The sequence below is a fragment of the Streptomyces sp. NPDC057486 genome, assembly GCF_042802415.1.
In the GTDB taxonomy this organism is placed as follows: domain Bacteria; phylum Actinomycetota; class Actinomycetes; order Streptomycetales; family Streptomycetaceae; genus Streptomyces; species Streptomyces yanii.
Genome location: NZ_JBHVEE010000027.1, coordinates 1 through 19840, shown reverse-complemented (window position 1 = coordinate 19840; position 19840 = coordinate 1). Strand labels below are relative to the sequence as shown.

Below are 19840 nucleotides of genomic sequence, written 5' to 3'. Positions count from 1 at the left end.
CCGGGAGGCCGCCGCCGTGCACCTCGCCCCGACGGAACGTCAGCAGCAGCTGCGCGCCGAACTCCGCACGTATTTCCGCGATGTGATCTCCGGGGCGGATCCGACCGCTCGGGCCGACGGGGCCCCAGGGGCGGACGGAACTCCTGGGGCGGACGGGGAGTCCAGGCTCCCGGCGGCGCCCGAGGACCCGGTCGAACAGCGCCGGCTGTTGCGGCGCATCGGTGCCGACGGGATGCTCGGGCTCGGCTGGCCCGTCGAGTACGGAGGGCAGGGCCGAGGACCCGACGAGCAGTTCGTCTTCTTCGACGAGGCGTACCGGGCGGGCGCACCCGTGTCCATGGTCACGCTCAACACCGTCGGCCCGACGCTGATGAGGTACGGGACCGAGGCGCAGAAGGAGTATTTCCTCCCGCGGATCCTGAGCGGGGACCTCGTTTTCGCGATCGGCTACAGCGAGCCCGAGGCGGGCACGGACCTCGCCGCGCTGCGGACGAGGGCGGTGCGGGACGGCGACCACTGGGTGATCGACGGGCAGAAGATCTTCACCAGCAATGCGCAGAACGCGGACTGGATCTGGCTCGCCTGCCGTACGGATCCGGACGCGCCCAAGCACAGGGGCATCTCGATCGTCCTGGTTCCGACGGACGCGCCGGGCTTTGCCTGGACCCCGATCGAGACCGTGGGCGGACTGACCACGACGGCCACCTATTACGACGGGATTCGGGTCCCCGCCACGAACCTGGTCGGTGAGGAGAACGGTGGCTGGGGCCTGATCACCAACCAGCTGAACCACGAGCGGGTGGCGCTCGCGGCGATCGGGATGCAGGCCGAGGATTTCTACGAGGCGGCGCTTGCCTTCGCCCGGACCCCCGATCCGGTGACGGGGCGGCGTCCGGTTGACGAGCCGTGGGTGCGGTCCCGGCTGGCCGAGGCGTATGCCCGACTGGCGGCAACCCGCCTGCTCAACTGGCGTCTGGTGGGGGACGTCGGGGCGGGCTCGGTGGCCCCCGGGGACGCGAGCGGCGTGAAATTCGTGGGAACCGAATCGGCCGTCGAGGTGTATCGAATGTGCCAGGAAATCACGGGCGAGGCCGGGATGGTCAGGGGCGGATCGCCCGGCTCCTTCGGGGACGGGGAGCTGGAGCGGATGAACAGGGCGGCGCAGATCAACACCTTCGGGGGCGGGGTGAGCGAGGTGCAGCGGGAGATCGTCGCGACGATGCGGCTCGGCATGAGGAGGGGGAAGCGGTGACGGACACAGCGGACCAGCTGTACGGGAGGCTCAGGGCGTACGAAGGGCGCGCGTCCGCCACGGCCGGTGTCGGCAAGGACCTGGTCAACGAGCCGATGATCAGGCATTGGTGCGAGGCGATGGGGGACGGGAATCCCGCGTACGTGGGGCCGGGGGCGATTGCGCCGCCGACGATGCTGCAGGCGTGGACGATGGGCGGTCTGTCGGGGCACACCGACCGGTCCGGGGCGTACGACGAGCTGTTCGGCCTGCTCGACGGTGCCGGATACACCTCGGTGGTCGCGACCGACTGTGAGCAGGAGTACCTGCGTCCGCTGCGGCCCGGGGACCGGATCACTTTCGATGCGGTGATCGAGTCGGTGTCGGCGCGGAAGACGACCAAGCTGGGGACGGGCTATTTCATCACGACGCGGATGGACGTCCGAGCGGCCGGTGAACCGGCCGGTACGCATCGCTTCCGGATCCTGAAGTACGCGCCCGCAGGGGGTGAAGAGGGGCAGCGGGGTGGAGGGCGAGGGCTGAGGCAGGGCGGCCGGAGTCTGCGGCCGAGACCGGTGATCAACCGGGACAACGCCGGTTTCTGGCAGGGCGTCGCCGAGCACAGACTTCTCATCCAGCGGTGCCGGGAGTGCGAGACCCTGCGTTTTCCCTGGCTCCCGGGATGCAATGCGTGCGGCTGCCAGGAGTGGGACACGGTCGAGGCGAGCGGTGAGGGCACGGTCTTCAGTCACGTCGTGATGCATCACCCGCCCTTCCCCGCCTTCAGCGCCTCCGACGTAGCCGGGCCGTACGCGGTGGCGCTGATCGAGCTGGTGGAGGGCGTGCGGATGGTCAGCAACGTGGTCGGTGTGCCCTGCGACAAGGTGCGGACGGGGATGTCGGTGAAGCTGGAATTCCTTCGTACGGACCCCGAGTTGGAGCTGCCGGTCTTCCGTGGGAGCGAGGGCTGACATGGACTTCACGCCCACGGAGGAGCAGGGCGCGGCACAGGGGCTCGCTGCGCAGATCTTCGGTGACCTGGCCACGCACGAGCGACTGGCCGCCGCAGGGTCGGGGACGGATGCCGAGCTGTGGAAGGAGCTGTGCACAGCCGGGCTCACGGCCGCCGTCGAGGAGATCGGGCTGCTGGGTCTGGTGCTGCTGTTGGAGGAACAGGGCAGGACGACCGCGCAGGTGCCGTTCGCGGCGAGCTGTGTGTACGGGCTGCTCGCCGTCGCCGACCACGGTACGGGCGAACAGCGGGAGCGACTGCTGCCACCCCTGCGGGACGGCACGGCCGTGGCCACCGGGGCGTTTCCGGCACGCTCCGGTCTACGGACCGACGGGGAAGGGCGGCTGAGCGGCGTCGTGCCCTATGTGCCCTGGCTGCGGGACGCGACCCTGGTGCTCGTGGCGGATGCGGACCGGGTGCTGTGGGTCGTGCGGACCGCCGATCCGGGCGTGGCGGTCCTGCCGGTTGAGACGACGGCGCCGTGGTCGGCGGCGCGGCTCGTCCTGGACGGGGCTCCCGGCGAGCGGCTCGGCGGGCCGGGGCCGGAGCTGAGCCCCGAGCCGAGCCCGGACCCGGAAGCAGAAGCGGGAACGGGTCGGGAACCGGAAGCGGAAGCGGAGAGGGGAGAGGCAGCGGGAGCAGGGATGTACGGGGCGGTGCTGGCCGCGAGCCGGACGGCGTTCGCGGGATTGCAGGCCGGGGTGTGCGCCGGGTCGCTGGCCCGAGCGGTCGCCCACACCACCACCCGGGAGCAGTTCGGGCGCCCGCTCTCCACCAACCAGGGGGTGCTGCTGCGCGCAGCCGACGCCCATATGGACACCGAGGCGATACGGGTCACGGCGTACGAGGCGGCATGGCGCCACGACCAGGGTCTGGCCTACGGCGCCCAGGCGCTGACTGCGGCCTGGTGGGCCTCGGAGGCCGGCAGGAGAGTCGTACACGCCGGACAGCATCTGCACGGCGGTACGGGCGCCGATCTCGACCACCCGGTCCACCGTCACTTCCTCTGGGGGCGTCACCTCGACTCCTATCTGGGATGTGGCAGTGAAGTGCTCGGGGAACTGGGTGAGTTGTTGGTGAAGGAGGGATCGTGGTGAAGGTCGGTGAGGAGCTGGCACCGCTGGAGATCGCGGTGACCCGCACCCTGATCGTCGCGGGCGCCGTAGCCTCCCGCGACTACCAGGACGTGCACCATGACGTGGAGCTCGCGCAGCGGAAGGGTTCCCCGGACATCTTCATGAACATCCTGACGACCAATGGCCTGGTGGGGCGGTACGTCACCGACCACTTCGGGCCGTCTGCGGTGCTCCGCAAGGTCGCCATCAGGCTGGGGGCTCCCAACTACCCAGGAGACACCATGGTGTTGAGCGGCACCATCACGGCCATCGGCGAAACAGGGACGGCCGAGGTGAGGGTCGTCGGCGCCAACGGTCTCGGCAGGCATGTCACCGGCACGGTGACCGTCAGCGTCCCGGAGGGATCGGCATGAGCGTGCGCAGGGCCGACTCGCTCGGCGGCCGGGCGGCAGTCGTCGGGATCGGGGCGACCGAGTTCTCGAAGGATTCCGGGCGCAGTGAACTCAAACTGGCCGTCGAGGCGGTGCGAACCGCCCTCGACGACGCCGGGTTGACACCTGCCGATGTCGACGGTCTGGTCACCTTCACCATGGACACCAGCCCCGAGATCACGGTCGCCCAGGCGGCCGGCATCGGAGAGCTGTCGTTCTTCTCCCGCATCCACTACGGCGGCGGTGCGGCCTGCGCGACCGTGCAGCAGGCGGCGCTCGCCGTGGCGAGCGGGGTTGCCGATGTCGTGGTCTGCTACCGCGCCTTCAACGAACGTTCGGGGCGGCGCTTCGGATCCGGGGTGCAGCACCGGGAACCCACCGCCGAGGGAACGGCGCTCGGCTGGAACCTCCCCTTCGGGCTCCTCACTCCCGCCTCCTGGGTGGCCATGGCCGCCCAGCGTTATCTGCACACCTACAACCTGACCCCGGAGGCCTTCGGCCATGTGGCGGTCACCGACCGGCGCCATGCGGCGCGCAACCCGGCGGCGTACTTCTACGAGAAGCCGATCACCCTCGCCGACCACGCCGCGTCGCGCTGGATCGTCGAACCGCTGCGGCTGCTCGACTGCTGCCAGGAGACCGACGGCGGACAGGCGATCGTCGTGACCAGCGCCGAGCGGGCCAGGGACCTTCCGCAGCCGCCTGCGGTGATCGTTGCCGCCGCACAGGGCGCAGGGCGGGCGCAGGAGCAGATGACCAGCTTCTACCGTGACGGGCTGACCGGGCTGCCGGAGATGGACGTTGTCGCCAGGCAGCTCTGGCGTACCTCCGGACTCGCCCCTTCCGACATCGACGTGGGCATTCTCTACGACCACTTCACCCCCTTCGTGCTGATGCAACTGGAGGAGTTCGGCTTCTGCGGGCCGGGCGAGGCCGCCGACTTCGTGGCGGACGACGCGCTGCCCCTGAACACGCATGGAGGTCAGCTGGGGGAGGCGTATCTGCACGGGATGAACGGCATCGCGGAGGCGGTCCGGCAGATCCGGGGCACATCGGTGAACCAGATATCCGGGGCGGCCAGAACCCTGGTCACAGCGGGCACGGGGGTGCCTACCTCCGGACTGATTCTGGGCACCGGCGACTGACCGTGGGGCAGGAGCGGGCCCGTTGTCTCAGGTTGCTGTCTCAGGTGGCGACCCTGAGTCCCGGTGACGGGCTCTACTCCTCCAGGAGGTGGGGCCGGCCCCACCCCTACAACCTGAGGCGGACGTGGCTTCGGGACCTGTGGCCGATCCCCCGGGTAGCACCCGCTCCTAGCGTGGACCTATGACCACGCCAGTCTGCACGGGCGCCTCCAGGGGAGCCACTGCCGCCACCGGACACGCGCCGCTCACCTCGCCGGCGTCGCACACACAGCATGCGTCGCACGGTTCACCGGGATCGCACGGTTCGTATGTGGGGCGGGCGCCCTACGCTCCCTACCCGTCGTTCTCGTCGTTCGTACGGGCGCGGGGGCCCGTGCTGCTGCGTACCGCGCGCTCGCTGACCGCGAATCCGAGCGATGCCGAGGATCTGCTGCAGACCGCGCTCACCAAGACGTACGTCGCGTGGGAACGGATCGAGGATCACCGGGCGCTCGACGGCTATGTCCGCCGGGCCCTGGTGAACACCCGCACCTCGCAGTGGCGCAAGCGGAAGGTGGACGAATTCGCCTGCGACGAGCTGCCCGAGCAGGAGGCAGCTCCGGCGCCCGATCCTGCCGAGCAGCAGTCGTTGCGCGATGCGATGTGGCGAGCCGTGCTGAAGCTCCCGGACCGGCAGCGGGCGATGGTCGTCCTGCGCTACTACGAGGATCTCAGCGAGGCGCAGACGGCCGAGGTGCTCGGGGTGTCCATCGGCACGGTCAAGAGCGCGGTGTCACGGGCGCTCGGCAAGCTGCGCGAAGACCCGGAGCTGACCTCCGTACGCTGACCCCGCGAGCCCGCCCGCCTGCGACCAGGCCGTCCAAGTTGACGAGTGCATGGAAGACATCGAGGTCACCGGCGGATTCCGGACCTCAATGCCGGGTTTTCGTGCCCCGGGCGCTCCGCCGATGCGTGCAGAGGAAGTCGACAGGCACCGATTCGTTTGCCCGGGAGTAGTGACATACCGCTTGGTATGTGCGCAGAATCAGCGGAACCTTACTGCCGCGTAGCGCCCACCGGGAGGACGCCGTGCTGAGCACCATGCAGGACGTACCGCTGACTGTCACCCGCATCCTGACGCACGGGATGACGATCCACGGGAAGTCGCAGGTCACGACCTGGACCGGCGAGCCCGAGCCGCAGCGGCGAAGCTTCGCCGAGGTGGGACGCCGTGCCACGCAGCTCGCCCACGCCCTGCGCGACGAGCTCGGTGTCGTCGGCGACCAGAGGGTCGCGACCCTCATGTGGAACAACGCCGAGCATGTCGAGGCGTACCTGGCGATCCCCTCCATGGGTGCCGTGCTCCACACGCTCAACCTGCGGCTCCCCGCCGAGCAGCTGATCTGGATCGTCAAGCACGCCGACGACAAGGTCGTCATCGTCAACGGCTCGCTGCTGCCGCTCCTCGCGCCGCTCCTCCCGCACCTGCCGTCGATCGAGCATGTGGTCGTCGCCGGGCCCGGTGACCGTTCCGTGCTCGACGGTGCCGCGCCGCGGGTGCACGACTACGAGGAGCTGATCACCGGCCGCCCGACCAGCTACGACTGGCCGGAGCTGGACGAACGCCAGGCCGCAGCCATGTGCTACACCTCCGGCACCACCGGCGACCCCAAGGGCGTCGTCTACTCCCACCGCTCCGTCTACCTTCACTCCATGCAGGTCAACATGTCGGAGTCGATGGGGCTGACGGACAAGGACACCACGCTGGTGGTCGTCCCCCAGTTCCACGTCAACGCGTGGGGCCTGCCGCACGCGACGTTCATGTCCGGCGTCAACATGCTGATGCCGGACCGGTTCCTGCAGCCCGCCCCGCTCGCGGACATGATCGAGCGCGAGAAGCCGAGTCACGCCGCCGCCGTTCCGACCATCTGGCAGGGTCTGCTCGCCGAGGTCACCGCCAACCCGCGCGATCTGACCTCGATGGCCCGCGTCACCATCGGCGGCGCCGCCTGTCCGCCCTCCCTCATGGAGGCGTACGACAAGCTGGGCGTCCGTCTCTGCCACGCCTGGGGCATGACCGAGACGTCGCCGCTCGGCACGATGGCCAACCCGCCCGCAGGGCTGACCGTGGAACAGGAGTGGCCGTACCGCATCACCCAGGGACGATTCCCGGCCGGAGTCGAGGCGCGACTGGTCGGCCCCGGCGGCGAGCATCTGCCCTGGGACGGTGCGTCGGCCGGTGAGCTGGAGGTCCGCGGTCCCTGGATCGCCGGTGCGTACTACGGCGGCGCGGACGGCGAGGCGCTGCGCCCCGAGGACAAGTTCAGCGAGGACGGCTGGCTGAAGACCGGTGACGTCGGCGTCATCAGCGAGGACGGCTTCCTCACCCTCACCGACCGCGCCAAGGACGTCATCAAGTCCGGCGGCGAGTGGATCTCCAGCGTCGAGCTGGAGAATGCCCTGATGGCGCACCCGGATGTGGCCGAGGCCGCCGTCGTCGCGGTCCCGGACGAGAAGTGGGGCGAGCGTCCGCTGGCGACCGTCGTGCTCAAGGACGGCGCGATCGCGGAATACGAGGCGCTTAAGGCGTTCCTCGCCGAGTCCGGCATAGCCAAGTGGCAGCTGCCGGAGCGCTGGTCGATCATTCCGGCGGTGCCGAAGACCAGCGTCGGCAAGTTCGACAAGAAGGTGATCCGCAGGCAGTACGCGGCGGGCGAGCTGGACGTCACGCAGCTCTGATCGGTGCGGTGACGGCGAGGGCGGTACGGGAAGTCCCGTACCGCCCCTGTCCGTCGTCGTGACGACGACTGCCTCAGTTCGTGCCGATCTTCGCCAGCAGGTCGACGATGCGGGACTGGACCTCTTCGCTCGTCGAGCGTTCCGCCAGGAAGAGCACGGTCTCGCCGGAGCTGAGCCTCGGCAGCTCCGTCCGGTTGATGTCGGCCGAGGTGTAGACGACCAGCGGGGTCCGGTTGAGCTGGCCGTTCGCGCGCAGCCAGTCGACGATCCCGGCTCGGCGGCGGCGTACCTGCATCAGGTCCATCACCACCAGATTCGGCCGCATCCGGGTGGCGAGGGAGACCGCTTCGCTGTCGGTCGCGGCGCACGAGACCTGCATGCCGCGGCGTTCCAGCGTCGCCGTCAGCGCCACCGCGATTTCCTCGTGCTCCTCGATCAGCAGCACCCGTGGCGGGTGCTGCTCGCTGTCGCGGGGCGCGAGCGCCTTGAGGAGCACCGCGGGGTCGGCGCCGTACGCGGCTTCCCGCGATGCCTGTCCCAGACCGGCCGTCACCAGCACCGGAACCTCGGCCGCCACGGCCGCCTGGCGCAGCGACTGCAGCGCCGTACGCGTGATCGGCCCGGTCAGCGGGTCCACGAAGAGGGCGGCGGGGAACGCCGCGATCTGGGCGTCCACCTCCTCGCGGGAGTGCACGATCACCGGCCGGTAGCCGCGGTCGCTCAGCGCCTGCTGGGTGGAGACGTCGGGCGCGGGCCAGACGAGCAGCCGGCGCGGGTTGTCCAGCGGTTCCGGGGGAAGCTCGTCGTCGACCGGCTGCGGTGAGGGACGGTTGGCGACCTCGACCGCGCCGCCCGGGCCGTCCAGCGGCTCCGGCCCCTCGGCGCCCTCGTCGGGTGCCCCTATGGCGTACGCGCGCCCCTCGGCGGCCGGGGCTGAGAGCAACTGCCCGGAGGCACTGGTGGTGGGCGCGTTGCCGGGCTGGGGGGCGGTGGCCGGTGCGGTGGCCGGCTGCGGCGGGGTGGGCTCCGGGGCGCGCTCGTCCTCGGGCGGCGCGGCGAGCTTGCGCCGACGCCCGGCACCGCCGAGCGTGTGGTTCTGCTGGTGTGCGAGGTGCTGGGCGAACGGCACGCCCTGCCCGAGGGTCCGCACGCTGAACGCGCGCCCCTGCGTCGAGTCGGTGGAGACGGGCGCGGCGGCGGACCCCGCTGTCGGCGCGGGCATCGGTGCCTCGGCGGGCAGCGGCTGTCGCCGCGGGTCCGCCGCGGGCTCGGCCATGGGAGCGGGCTCGGGCGCGATGGCGTCCGGACGGCTTTCCGCCGGGCCGGCGGGAGCGGTGCTGGCCGTGGTGCCCGCGGTGGACCCCGTTACGGGCCGGGACAGGTCCCCGGGGGTGTTCAGCGCGGCCAGGCCCTGTCCCGAGGTGTCGTTCTCCGGCCGGCTGCCGGGCTGCAGGGGCTCCTGCGCGGGTTCCGGCTGTCCGGGCTGCTGCTGGGGCGTCTCCGGGGCGTGACGGGCACGGCGGCGCCCGGTCGGTGCGGGGTGTTCCTGCGGCGGCGTGTGGTGGTTGTCCTGCGGCGTTCCCACGGCGTCGTGGCGTCCGGGCAGCGAGGCGTCCGCCTCACCGGCCGTGGGCGGGATCCGGTCGGCATCGGCGGGCGGGAGGGCGAACGCGGTACGCGGCCCCACCGGTTCGGCTGCGGCGGCTCGGTCCTGCGCGGCGGCCAGCGCCCGGCGGGCCCGTCGCCCGGTCGGCTGCTGCTGCGCCTGATGCTGAGTCCGGTCCGGCCCCGGGGCAGACGCGAGGGCCGGGAGGGCCAGCTGGTTCTCGCTGCCCTGGCGTGCCCGTCCACCGCCCGCGGGCACCGGTACGGGCGCCTCGGCGGGTACGCCCTGCGGCGGCACGGTCTGCCCGCGCTGCGGACGGCCGCCCATGCCCTGAGCGCCCTCGGCCGCCGTCACCACCGCCCCCTCGGACGGCTCCGCGGCCGCGGGCAGCGCCAACGCCTGCCCCGGCTGCTCCGCGGGCTGACCCGCGCCCGTCTCGGCCGGGCTGGGCCGTCCCCGCCTGCGACCGGATCCCTCGCCCTGCTGGGCCGGGATGAGTTCGTGAGGCGACTGCTGGGCGGACGGCTGCTGAGGCTGCTGTCCGCCGCGCTCGTCCTGCGCCGCCGCTTCACGACGCGCCCTGCGCCGCCCCGTCGGCTCCGCCGCAGCGGTGTCACCGGACTCGGCCCCCGCAGCGGCCGTCCCGCCGCCCACCGGGCTCTCCAGGAAGGCGTCCGTCGATGCGCGGCGCGCCCTGCGCCGTCCGCCGCCCGACGTCCCCTGCGGCTGTCCGGTCTCCTCGGACGCAGCCGGGACGGGAGGCGTCTGAGGCGGCAGTACGGTCCCCTCACCCGCACCCAGCGGCACTTCGAGGACGTACGCGCTGCCGCTCATCCCCGGCATCTCGTGCGTCTGCAGCACGCCACCGTGCGCCCGTACGATCCCGCGCACGATCGGCTCGTGCACCGGGTCGCCCCCGGCAAACGGTCCGCGCACCTCGATCCGTACGACCTCACCGCGCTGCGCCGCCGCCACGACCACCGTCGAGTCGACGTAGCCGACGCCCGGCACCACCCTCGCCTTGCCGGTCGAGTCGATCCCGGCGACGTCCGCGACCAGGTGGGCGAGCGCCGTCACCAGTCGTCCCGCGTCCACCTCGGCCTCGATCGGCGGCGCGTGCACCGCGAACTGCGCGCGCCCCGGACCGATCAGTTCCACAGCGGCGTCGATCCCGGCCGTCACGACCGAGTCGAGCAGCACCTTCTGTTTGACCAGCGCCTCCGCCCCGCTGTCGAGACGCTGGTAGCCGAGCACGTTGTCGACGAGCGTCGTCATCCGGGCGTAGCCGGCGGCCAGGTGGTGCAGGATCTGGTTGGCCTCGGGCCACAGCTGGCCCGCCGGGTCGGAGGCGAGCGTCGAGAGCTCGCCGCGCAGCTCCTCCAGTGGCCCGCGCAGCGACTCGCCGAGGACGGCGGTCAGCTGTGCGTGCCGGGCGGTCAGTTGTGCGAGCCGCTCGGTCAGCTCCTCCGACTCGGCCGCGGACCGCTCGGTCCGGTCGGCCACCTCGGCGGCATGCCGTTCGGTCAGCCCGGTGACCTCGGCGGTGTGCTGCTCGGTCAGCCGGGTGACCTCGGCGGTGTGGCCCTCGGTCAGTTCGGTCAGCCGCGCCGTGTGCTCGTTGGTGAGTTCCTCGTACGGCCGACGGTCGGTGAACGTCATCACCGCACCGACCAGCTGGTCCCCGTCCCGGACGGGCGCGGTCGTCAGATCGACGGGCACCTGCGCGCCGCTCTTGGACCACAGCACCTGCCCGCGCACCCGGTGCTTGCGACCGGACTTGAGCGTGTCGGCGAGCGGCGACTCCTCGTACGGGAACGGCTCGCCCGCCGCACGCGAGTGCAGGATCAGCGGATGCAGCTCCTGGCCGCCCAGGTCGCTGGCACGGAAGCCGAGGATCTGCGCGGCGGCGGGGTTGACCAGGACGACCCGGCCGTCGGTGTCCGTGCCGACGACCCCCTCGGCCGCGGCACGCAGGATCATCTCGGTCTGCCGCTGCGAACGGGCCAGCTCGGCCTCGGTGTCGACGGTGCCCGACAGATCCCGTACGACGAGCATCAGCAGCTCGTCGCCCGTGTAGCTGCCGTTGTAGGTGGACTGGAAGTCGTTGTACGCGGCCTGCCCGTCCTCCAGGCTGGCGCTGGTGACCTCGACCGGGTACTCGTTGCCGTCGGTCCGCCGCGCGATCATCCGCGTCGGCTTCGTCCGGCCCCGCGCGTCCGCTGCCTCGGGCCTGCGCATCGACCCCGGGATCAACTTGGAGTCGAACTCCGGAAGCAGATCGAGGAGTCCGCGACCGACGAGCGCGGTGCCCGGCGTCTCGAACATTTCGAGGGCGATGGTGTTGGCGTTGACGACCGTGCCGTTGCAGTTGACGAGCAGGAGCCCGTCGGGGAGGGCGTCGAGTATGGCTGCGAGGCGAGCAGCGCCTCGGGATGGCCTGCTGCTCACGACGACGCTTCCTCCCTGGTTACCGCACCTTGCCGACAGCGGGCCCCAAGCTTGCCCCTCGGGCCGCAGGCTGTCACTGGAGGAGTCTAAAGGCAGGGGAGGGGCATCCGGCGGCGGATGGGGGGAGCTCTCACCAAGGTTCTGTGCATACCGTGTACGAACCTTGCCCCTGGCGTGTCCCGTGACGGCCCCGTCCGCGTCGGGTCACCGGACATTCGGGAGCACCGGCCGCAGGTTGTTCCAGCGTGCGATCTCGCATCCGTCGGTCCGGTCGAAGGCGGCGTCGACACGCTGCCCGTGCCAGGTTCCGGTGACCCGGGCCGTGGCCGATCCGCCGAACTGCTGGGTGCACATGGCGCCGGTGGGCACCGGACGGAAGGGGTCCTTGCCGTCACCCGCGGGCTCCCCCAGCTTCGTGAGCCGGTCGCACGCGTGCTGCGCCACCGGGTGGCTGCCGCCGGCGGGGGAGCACTTCAGTTCGTACACACCGTCGGCGGCGCGGTCCCCGGAATTCGAGACCGTGACCGTCAGCTCGGTCTTCCGGGCGTCGTCGTCGCCCTGGAGCGCCGGTACCGGCAGCGGGAGGGGCAGCGGAAGGTGGCCGGTGGCAGCGGTCGCGGCCGGTGCGGCGGCGGACAGCACGGCGAAGGACGTGACAGCGGTGAGGGCGAGGCGGCGCAGCATGCGGGCTCCTGTGGGCGTGCGGAAGACGGAGAGGCGGTACCCCGTCATCACTAACGCTCCGCATGCTCCGGCGTTGCGCAACCCGAAGGCTTTGCCCTGGCGGCCGACGGCCTAGTACCGTAGGCGGCGATTGGTGAGGCAGTGCTCAGCTGTGTCATCATCTGCACGCACCACTCGCGTTCGCGCGGGGTGTGCTGGAGGCGTCGCCTAGTCCGGTCTATGGCGCCGCACTGCTAATGCGGTTTGGGTCTTAAAGCCCATCGAGGGTTCAAATCCCTCCGCCTCCGCTTGATCACTGAAGCCCCGTGCCACTGGCCGGGGCTTCAGTCGTATCCGGGTGCGGCCCGCGTTCGCGAAGGCGCGTGCAGACAGGACCCGACATGGAGTTTTCGCAGGTCAGAGGCGGTTTGGGTAATGGATTTCGCGTGACGGCGCAGGTCATGTAATGTTGTTCCCGTAACGCCGACCAGGCAGAAAAGCCCGGAACGCCAAGCACTCGTAGCTTAACGGATAGAGCATCTGACTACGGATCAGAAGGTTGCAGGTTCGAATCCTGCCGAGTGCACAGCAGACCAGAGGCCCCGCGGAGCAATCCACGGGGCCTCTGGCTTATGTCTTGACGGCAGTGGTTGACGGCAACCGCATGCCGGGGCGGGTCAGATGGCTACAGGGCTACCGCCCGCGCTGCCGTTGTCGTCCGAGTCACTGCCGTCACCCCTCAGGGCATCCCCAACACGATCGAACGCCGAGCGCTGCGAGTCGAGCCGGACGAACGTGTAGATGTCCATAGTCACGCGGATCGAGCTGTGGCCGAGGACTTCCATGATCATGCGGGCGTCGGCTCCCTGCTCATGAAGGAGCGACGCGCAGGTGTGGCGCAGGTCGTGGAAACGGACCTTCCGAACGCTGGCCCGGACGCACAGAGCCTCGAAGGAACGGTTCAGATTGCGCGGCTCGATGGGCGTTCCGTTCCTGGTGGTGAAGACCAGGCCATGGCCGGTGTCCTTCCAGGTGTCGCCCGCGGCCTTCCTGTCGGCGATCTGCTGGGCGCGCTGAGCGCGGAGAGCCGTCACGCACTCTGCCGGCAGGGCCACGCGACGGGCCGAGCGCTGTGTCTTCGGCGCGACGATCAGCAGCTCGCCGCCGACTCGCTGAAGAGCCTGCCGGACCGTGAGGACACCTTCGTGGAGGTCCACGTCCGACCAGCGCAGCCCGAGCAGCTCACCGCGGCGCAGGCCGATCCGAACCGCCAGCTCGTAAGCGGCCCACAGCCGGTTCTCCCGCGCCGCCGCCAGGAGCAGCCGCCCCTCCCTGACCGTGAGGGGTTCGATCTCGCGCTTCGTGCCCATGCTCAACTCCACGTTCCGGGCCACGTTGCGCGGCAGCTCGTCCTCGCGTACGGCGTGCTGGAGAGCGGCACGCAGGATCACGAGAAGGAAGCGCACGGTCCGATCGGACGGGAGCTTCGTGCAGCACTTGCCGAGGGCGCAGCAGCGCCGCTTGTGCTCGGGCCGCTTCTTGTCCTTGCCCTGGGCACAGCACTGACAGGTGGCGGCCGTCTTCATGAGGAATGCCCGTATGTCGCGGGCAGTGAGCCGGACCAGCTTCTTCCTGCCGAACTCTGGGGTGACGTAGTTGCGGACGAGGGACTCGTAGTTGACGTAGGTCGTCCGCCGGACCTTGCCCCTGGCGACGTTCAACAGCCAGTACCCCAAGTACTCGGAGACCGTCATTTTGCTGGTGGCCACCGGCAGACCGTTGAGTGAGTCGGCCTTGAGTCTGGTCAGCTTCTCGTGTGCGTCGTCCCAGGTCTTGCCGTAGACGCTGCGCCGCTTGTACGTGCCGTCAGTCGTGAGTACGTACGCGCTGCCCTCCCAGCGCCCGTCTTTGCGCTGGTAGATGGTGCCCTCGTTGTTGGCGTTCCTCTTCGGCTTGGCCATCAGGCAGCTTCCTGTTCGGTGCGGAGGGATACGTACGCGGCCACGGCGGCCTCGCTGATACGACGGCAGCGGCCGATCTTGAAGGAGGTGAGTTCGCGGGAGCGGATCAGGTCGTGGACCTTCCAGCGGCTGATGCCGAGCCGCTCGGCGACCTGGTCCACGGTGAGCACGGCCGTCGTCATGCGGGCAGCAACCCTTCTTGCTTGAGGCGTTCGATGCGGGCTCTGTCGTGGCGGACCTGGGCGGCGAGGAGTTCTTCACCGGGCCGGTAGCCACTGCTGAGGTAGGTCCACGAGGAGGCCGTGACGAGGGTGGTGTTCTCGTCGCTGACCGGGAGGCCGGCGCGGGCGCGGGCGACTTCTGCTTGGGCCAGGCGCCAGGCGCGGCGTACGTCACGGAGTGCGCCGAGGGTGGTGGAGTAAGCCCGGGATTTGCTGGAGAAGTGGCCGCGGAAGCCGAGCATGTGGGCCCACTTCCAGAGCTTGAGGTCGGAGAACTCCGGGAGGTGTCCCAGCGCCCAAGCCGTGCGGATCATCTGCCGGGCGTGCTGCTGTACAGGGAGGCTGGTGAGGGGCTCGGCCTGGCCGGTGCCGTCGCAGTCGGCGCAGAGGTCCCGAAAGCCGTCAGGGCCGCGTACGTAGCCGCGTCCCGCGCAGGGGCGACACATCAGGGTGCGGTCAACGGTGCCCGCGCCCTCGGCGTTCTTTGTGGCGTACTTCGCGACGTATCCGGCGACCTTGGCATCGGTGAGTTCGCCGTCGCCCAGGGCGGAGATCTGGTCCACCTTGAAGCGGTCACCCCACTTGATGACACGTTCGCCGACCGCGTCCGATTCGACGAGGAGACTGGAACGCTCTACCGCCAGGCCGACGGCTTCCTGAAGGGCGTCGAAGGTGGCCCAGGCTGGGGGCGAGGTGGTGTGGCCGTCGGGACCGTCGAAGCGGACGACCGCGTGGAAGTGGACCAGGCCGCGTTGCTGGTACTCGGCGACTTTGGCGAAGGAGACCCGGAGAGCAGCGTTCAGTGCTTTCTGTGTCATGCCGAGGTGCTTGGCGAGGGCGCGTCGCAGGTAGGTGGTGAAGCGGGCCCAGAGAGCCCCGGCGTGGGCGTTCCACAGGACAGCGCCGGTGTAGTCGTAGCTTGCTGGGCGAAGTGGCGTACCGAGTTCGGGAGCGTCCTGTGGGTGGCTTACGCCGCACGCGCAGGGGCGGGGCTCGCCCGCGTTGGTCGTAGGGCGGTTGTGCACGGGACCGAAGGACGGGGCGGTGAGGGTGACGAAGGCGCGGGGGTGGTCGCGGACGGTTTCGGCGACGCTCTTGCCGCCGGACAGTCCGGCCTTGATGAGGTGGTAGGTGTCGGCGGCGTACACCCGAGAGCAGGCAGGGCAGCGGGAGGAGCGGCGGTTGCCGCAGGTGGTCAGCAGGCGTCCGGTGGGTTCGTCCTCGGAGCGGTACGAGCGGACCACTTGCTTGGTGGTCGGGTCGGTGGTGGCCGTCCAGCCGTGCAGGTTCACGGGGTTGGTGCAGCCGCGCAGGTTGCGGACCTGTTCGGTGACACGGTCTAAGCCGTTGCCGTTCGCGAGGGCGAGAAGGTCTCGGACGGCGGGGCTGATCACGTGGTGCAGGCCGATTTCGCGGGCCATGGGGTGCAGATATCCCTTCTGGCGGGGCTGAGGCCTCCGGGCAGCAACGGAGAGGGTTTGCTGCCCGGAGGCATGACGAACTGGGCCCGGTAGGGCAGGGGCGGGAAGCGGAGTAGAAGTGCCGGGAAGTCAGGCCGTCAGAGCGGCGTGAGCAGCCTTGGCCAGGGGGAGGCCGACGCCGAGCCGGGCCTTGAGTTGCGTGGCGGTGATGGGCTGGCCGTGAGTGGCGGTGTGGTCGGCCGCGATCTCGCGCGCGGCTTCCAGGAGGCCCGGGGGCACCGGAGCGGCCGGGGCCGGGTCAGTGGCGGGCAGCGGGGCGGGAGCCACCGCGGGGGCCGCAGGTTGGACAGCTTCGGCGGGCGCGGACAGTACCGGTTGGTCCGGGACCTGTGCTGTATCGATCAGCAGTGCGGGGGATTCGGTCGGCGCGGCGGCGAGAATGGCGACCGCGTGGAAGTGGCGCAGGAGGGCAGGGCCGACCGAGCCCCAGCCGAGGAGGAGCAGGGGAGCTACGGCGTCCACGCAGGCGCGGCCGTAGTGCCCGGCGATGATGGGTTCGGCCACGTTCAGGGCGAGGGTGAAGAAGCCGGAGACGTGCATGAGGCGAGTGGCCGCCGTGAGTTCACTCGCCGGGACTCCACGCAGGGACAGGTACCGCAGGGCGACTAGAAGGCCGACCACCGACAGGTCCACCATCGGGGCGATGAGCGGGGCGACGGAGCCGGGAATGCCGAGGCGCAGGGCGAGGCTCCAGACGTTGCCGAAGGAGAACACGAAGGCCAGCAGGGCGATGACAGCCATGACCACGGTCACCGTGCGTTGCGTGATCCGGTCTTCCGACATGAGGTTTCACCTCCTTTCGAGGTCGCAGGGAACAAGGCAGCTCAGGCTGCTTCTGGCAGAGCCTTGGCCAGGTCCACGAGGCCCTGACCGGTGAGGCGTTCGAGGAGCTGTCCGGGGTCACGGGTGAGGTGTGCTGTCTCGGCAGCTATGCGGGCGGCGTGCTCGTCGGCCACGAACGGAGTGCGAATGCGGACGAAGCCGGGGCGACCGTGGGCGTTCATGACCGCCACCCCCACATAGGCAGCGTCCTGGAGTGTGACCGGGTTGGCTTCGGGCCACTGACGGATGTCGTCCCCGAGCGCGGCAACGGCGGCGTCGGCAGTCTTCTGGGCGAAGGACAGGCCGACCGGGCACACGTCGCGGATGAAGGTGGGGATCGCGTCGCCGGTCGTCTTCTGCGTGATGATCAGGGTCAGGAAGCCAAGCGCCCGCCCCTTCTTGGTGAGGTCTTCCACCAGGCGGGCATTTTCGGCAGCCAGTGCGGCCAGCCGCTTCGTCTGCTGGTCAGAGCCCTTGTAGTCGCGGAAGTAGGTGTGTGCTTCGTCGATGATGGTCACGATCAGCGGCCAGTCCTCCGTAGGGCCGGCGTGCCAGAAGTTCTTGACGCCCCGGATCTGCTTCTGAGATGCCGAGCGGGCACGGCGAAGCTCGACCAGACGCTTCAGCTCCTTGTTCGCCGCCTCCAGGTCGTCACCGACGAAGGCGAACAGCCTCTCCACGAGATCGGCGTAGTCGCCCTCGTAGGCGTGCGACACCTTGCCGTCGAACACGTTGAACTGAACGGTCGGTGAGGGGGCCCAGTCGCAGATCAGACGGTTCACCGCAGACGTCTTTCCGAAGCCGGGCAGTCCCGCCATCGTGACGCCGGGAACTTCCGACAACGGCACGCTGACGAGCATGCCGAACTCGTCCAGCCCCAGATCCCACAGGGCCACTTTCTGTGGCGGTTGCCCCGTAGGGGTGTGCGTGGTCGAGGTTGTGAGCGGGTCGACTCGGACCCCACGGATGAGGACCTGACCCGGATTGTCCGGCAGGACCGAGACCCGGGTCATGCGCCATGCGTCGGCCAGATACGGGGCTGCTTTCTGGAATTCCTTCAGGCCCACTTGCGGCAGGCAGCTCGCCCGCACGATGACCCCGAACTCATCCGGGACGACCTTGAGGGTCGGGACCAGGACGCGGGGCTTCATGACCTTGTCACCGCTGGTGAGGGAGGCCACGGCGGTTGGCATCTTGTCGGTGACGGACAGTCCGACCAACGGCGCCAGCCGCTTCCAGCCCCACCGGATGCGTACAGCCAGACGGATGCTGCGGCGTTCCATGGGCGTCGCTCGCAGGTAGCGGACCACCCACACCACCGCCCACAGGGCGATCATTAGGAGCCCCAGCCAGACAGCGCCGCTGACCCAGCCGAAGGCTTCGTTGGTTCCGTTCATTACTGCGTCCTTCTGTCTAGGAGTCGGCCGCCAGGGCGGCGGCGCACTGCCCGCACGGTGACGAAAGGCAGGGGGCCGCCACCCTGGGATGTCGCGGGTGCAGGACTTACGCCGCCGCGGACTCGGCAGCGTCCTGCGGGACCGTCGGGCCAGCGACCAGCTCCAGGGATGCGCAGCGGAAGGCGACACCCTCCTGAAGGGAGTCGTTGAAGATCCGGGCCCACGGAATCGCGAACAGCTCCACCGGCTTCACGAAGCGGCCGGGGTGAAGACCGTTCGGCAGACCTCCCGCCGGAACGGTGATCTTCATTGCCTCGGCGCGGTCGTCCTCCATCAGGAAGAGCGTCACCACGAACATCGGCTCGCCGGTCTCTCGGTCTACGGCGCGCACGCCGTTCTCCTGGTCCTTCCACTTCGGTACCGGCGGAGTGCCGACCATGAAGTTCGTGGAGTCGAGCAGGCCGACGCGAATGAAGGTCATAGGCATGACAGGTAGAGCCCTTCGGTGTGTTTCGCGGTCCGGGGTTTCGGCCGCACCAAGAGGTAACCACGACAGCTAGGTGTACTGCAACACCTGCGTGTTGGATGTTCTCTGCTACCCGTACGTTCCATAGCTGAGGCAGGCGTAGCCGCCGTATTCTGAGGCCATGACGCTGCCCCTCGAAGACGACTCGCGACCGCCCTATGTGCAGGTGGCCGAGTACCTCCGCCGCCAGATTCAGAGTGGCGAGCTGAGTCCTGGGGACAAGGTCCCGTCCTCCCGGGAGCTCCAGGAGAAGTTCGGGTTGGCCAGCGCGACCATCCAGAACGCGTTCCGGCTGCTGAAGAACGAAGACCTGATCTACAGCGTCCAGGGCCGAGGCAGTTTCATCCGGCGTCCAGCCGCCGGCGCCGAGTCCGCGGGCGCGACCGAGAACGCAGAACCGTCCGACACCCAGGGCGATGTCGACGGCTTGCGGTCTCGCGTCTCCTCCCTCTCCGCCGAGGTTGCTGACCTGCGTGACCAGATCAGCGAGATGCGCGAGACGCTGATGGGGATGTTGGAGCTGATGCAGCAACTGAAGGGCGAAGGTGAAGAAGAAGGCTCCTAGCCTCTTCTCGTACTTGCTCCAACAGCGATGCCACCTCGGCCACCTCCACGGCGAGACGCGTCACCTCAGCGTCCAGTGCCGCTATCCCTGTCTCGTCCACCAGGCCCCGCCCTCCATTGCGCTGATCTACCTGTTCACACCAGCACGAGTCACTAGCTCGTGCGTCGCCCTGTCCCGCAGGACGGTCAAGGGCTTCACGCCCTCCCGCACCGTGGTGATGCGACTTGCTCACGCGTCCTGTCTGACGCGCCCTCGCCTCTCTTCGCTCAGCCAACACGCCACAGCGGACACCCCCTCGAAACGCGGACCAGCCCAATGCCGGAGCGCACTCATAGAGGTGTGGCCAAGGACGTCCGTGTGACATGCCGACCTCGACGAGTTCAGGAAAACCCGGAACGCCTGTGGATAAGTTCTGGCGATCCGGAACACAGAACGCCCCAAGCGTGACGAAGTGCCGTGAAGCGGTCGGCGAGAGGCGGCCCAGAGAGCCGAGCTGTCCAAAGTTTCTTTACTTGATCAAGGCGGCCCGCCTACGGC

Annotated in this window: 16 protein-coding genes and 2 tRNA genes; 10 read left to right on the top strand and 8 right to left on the bottom strand. The window is 69.7% G+C overall.

Translation table 11 applies throughout. From position 1 onward, the window contains the following. Positions 1-16: 16 nt before the first annotated feature. The 7 genes from ACFU6I_RS15370 to ACFU6I_RS15340 all read left to right on the top strand — a co-directional run bounded on the left by ACFU6I_RS15370 (position 17) and on the right by ACFU6I_RS15340 (position 7613). Positions 17-1252, top strand: a complete 1236-nt coding sequence (locus tag ACFU6I_RS15370; RefSeq protein ID WP_384365952.1) for an acyl-CoA dehydrogenase family protein — start codon at positions 17-19, stop codon at positions 1250-1252. Beyond that, entirely contained in the window at positions 1249-2202 is a 954-nt protein-coding gene (locus ACFU6I_RS15365) for a bifunctional MaoC family dehydratase N-terminal/OB-fold nucleic acid binding domain-containing protein (protein ID WP_384365948.1), read from the top strand. The genes ACFU6I_RS15370 and ACFU6I_RS15365 overlap by 4 nt, the downstream gene beginning before the upstream one ends. Before the next feature lies 1 nt (position 2203). Further along, the gene (locus ACFU6I_RS15360; RefSeq protein WP_384365945.1) at positions 2204-3340 is read left to right on the top strand and encodes an acyl-CoA dehydrogenase family protein; all 1137 of its coding nucleotides are present in this window, start codon (positions 2204-2206) and stop codon (positions 3338-3340) included. Further along, positions 3337-3732, top strand: coding sequence for a MaoC family dehydratase (locus ACFU6I_RS15355; RefSeq protein WP_384366110.1), 396 nt, complete (start codon positions 3337-3339; stop codon positions 3730-3732). Before ACFU6I_RS15360 ends, ACFU6I_RS15355 begins: the two co-directional genes overlap by 4 nt. After that, entirely contained in the window at positions 3729-4895 is a 1167-nt protein-coding gene (locus tag ACFU6I_RS15350) for a lipid-transfer protein (RefSeq protein WP_384365942.1), read from the top strand. Before ACFU6I_RS15355 ends, ACFU6I_RS15350 begins: the two co-directional genes overlap by 4 nt. A gap of 181 nt (positions 4896-5076) precedes the next feature. After that, a complete protein-coding gene (locus ACFU6I_RS15345) occupies positions 5077-5721 on the top strand; it encodes a SigE family RNA polymerase sigma factor (protein WP_384365939.1) in 645 nt (214 codons plus the stop codon). Positions 5722-5963: 242 nt separating this feature from the next. Next, on the top strand, positions 5964-7613 hold the full coding sequence (locus ACFU6I_RS15340; RefSeq protein WP_384365936.1) for a long-chain fatty acid--CoA ligase: 1650 nt from the start codon (positions 5964-5966) through the stop codon (positions 7611-7613). Positions 7614-7686: 73 nt separating this feature from the next. Here ACFU6I_RS15340 and ACFU6I_RS15335 read toward each other — a convergent pair whose 3' ends face one another. After that, positions 7687-11667 (bottom strand): PAS domain-containing protein, encoded by a 3981-nt coding sequence (locus ACFU6I_RS15335; protein ID WP_384365933.1) that lies wholly within the window; start codon positions 11665-11667, stop codon positions 7687-7689. A 204-nt stretch (positions 11668-11871) separates the two neighbouring features. Beyond that, positions 11872-12351 (bottom strand): SSI family serine proteinase inhibitor, encoded by a 480-nt coding sequence (locus tag ACFU6I_RS15330; protein WP_384366107.1) that lies wholly within the window; start codon positions 12349-12351, stop codon positions 11872-11874. A gap of 196 nt (positions 12352-12547) precedes the next feature. Between ACFU6I_RS15330 and ACFU6I_RS15325 the strand changes: the two genes are divergently transcribed. Then, positions 12548-12638: transfer RNA gene (locus ACFU6I_RS15325), tRNA-Ser, on the top strand. A 205-nt stretch (positions 12639-12843) separates the two neighbouring features. Beyond that, positions 12844-12916: transfer RNA gene (locus ACFU6I_RS15320), tRNA-Arg, on the top strand. Positions 12917-13007: 91 nt separating this feature from the next. Here the strand turns inward: ACFU6I_RS15320 and xerC are convergent. From xerC to ACFU6I_RS15290, 6 genes are all read right to left on the bottom strand, one after another. Further along, positions 13008-14291, bottom strand: coding sequence for a tyrosine recombinase XerC (xerC, locus tag ACFU6I_RS15315; protein WP_384365930.1), 1284 nt, complete (start codon positions 14289-14291; stop codon positions 13008-13010). Then, complete coding sequence (locus tag ACFU6I_RS15310; protein WP_384365927.1) at positions 14291-14473, bottom strand: helix-turn-helix domain-containing protein; 183 nt, start codon at positions 14471-14473, stop codon at positions 14291-14293. Before ACFU6I_RS15310 ends, xerC begins: the two co-directional genes overlap by 1 nt. Continuing rightward, positions 14470-15933 (bottom strand): replication initiator, encoded by a 1464-nt coding sequence (locus tag ACFU6I_RS15305; RefSeq protein WP_384365924.1) that lies wholly within the window; start codon positions 15931-15933, stop codon positions 14470-14472. Before ACFU6I_RS15305 ends, ACFU6I_RS15310 begins: the two co-directional genes overlap by 4 nt. A 129-nt stretch (positions 15934-16062) precedes the next feature. Beyond that, the gene (locus tag ACFU6I_RS15300; protein WP_384365921.1) at positions 16063-16776 is read right to left on the bottom strand and encodes a DUF2637 domain-containing protein; all 714 of its coding nucleotides are present in this window, start codon (positions 16774-16776) and stop codon (positions 16063-16065) included. Between the two features lie 41 nt (positions 16777-16817). Then, a complete protein-coding gene (locus ACFU6I_RS15295; RefSeq protein ID WP_384365918.1) occupies positions 16818-18212 on the bottom strand; it encodes a cell division protein FtsK in 1395 nt (464 codons plus the stop codon). A 106-nt stretch (positions 18213-18318) separates the two neighbouring features. After that, positions 18319-18693, bottom strand: a complete 375-nt coding sequence (locus ACFU6I_RS15290; protein WP_384365915.1) for a hypothetical protein — start codon at positions 18691-18693, stop codon at positions 18319-18321. 166 nt (positions 18694-18859) lie between these two features. On the opposite strand from ACFU6I_RS15290, the gene ACFU6I_RS15285 reads away from it, so the two are divergent. Continuing rightward, on the top strand, positions 18860-19303 hold the full coding sequence (locus ACFU6I_RS15285) for a GntR family transcriptional regulator (protein ID WP_384365912.1): 444 nt from the start codon (positions 18860-18862) through the stop codon (positions 19301-19303). Positions 19304-19840 lie beyond the last annotated feature (537 nt).

What these genes read in the sequence shown, in the direction of transcription:
- ACFU6I_RS15360 (WP_384365945.1), top strand. Translation starts at nt 2,204, where the DNA reads ATGGACTTCACGCCCACGGAGGAGCAGGGCGCGGCACAGGGGCTCGCT.
- ACFU6I_RS15350 (WP_384365942.1), top strand. Translation starts at nt 3,729, where the DNA reads ATGAGCGTGCGCAGGGCCGACTCGCTCGGCGGCCGGGCGGCAGTCGTC.
- ACFU6I_RS15345 (WP_384365939.1), top strand. Translation starts at nt 5,077, where the DNA reads ATGACCACGCCAGTCTGCACGGGCGCCTCCAGGGGAGCCACTGCCGCC.
- ACFU6I_RS15330 (WP_384366107.1), bottom strand. Translation starts at nt 12,351, where the DNA reads ATGCTGCGCCGCCTCGCCCTCACCGCTGTCACGTCCTTCGCCGTGCTG.
- xerC (WP_384365930.1), bottom strand. Translation starts at nt 14,291, where the DNA reads ATGGCCAAGCCGAAGAGGAACGCCAACAACGAGGGCACCATCTACCAG.
- ACFU6I_RS15310 (WP_384365927.1), bottom strand. Translation starts at nt 14,473, where the DNA reads ATGACGACGGCCGTGCTCACCGTGGACCAGGTCGCCGAGCGGCTCGGC.
- ACFU6I_RS15305 (WP_384365924.1), bottom strand. Translation starts at nt 15,933, where the DNA reads ATGGCCCGCGAAATCGGCCTGCACCACGTGATCAGCCCCGCCGTCCGA.
- ACFU6I_RS15300 (WP_384365921.1), bottom strand. Translation starts at nt 16,776, where the DNA reads ATGTCGGAAGACCGGATCACGCAACGCACGGTGACCGTGGTCATGGCT.
- ACFU6I_RS15295 (WP_384365918.1), bottom strand. Translation starts at nt 18,212, where the DNA reads ATGAACGGAACCAACGAAGCCTTCGGCTGGGTCAGCGGCGCTGTCTGG.
- ACFU6I_RS15290 (WP_384365915.1), bottom strand. Translation starts at nt 18,693, where the DNA reads ATGACCTTCATTCGCGTCGGCCTGCTCGACTCCACGAACTTCATGGTC.
- ACFU6I_RS15285 (WP_384365912.1), top strand. Translation starts at nt 18,860, where the DNA reads ATGACGCTGCCCCTCGAAGACGACTCGCGACCGCCCTATGTGCAGGTG.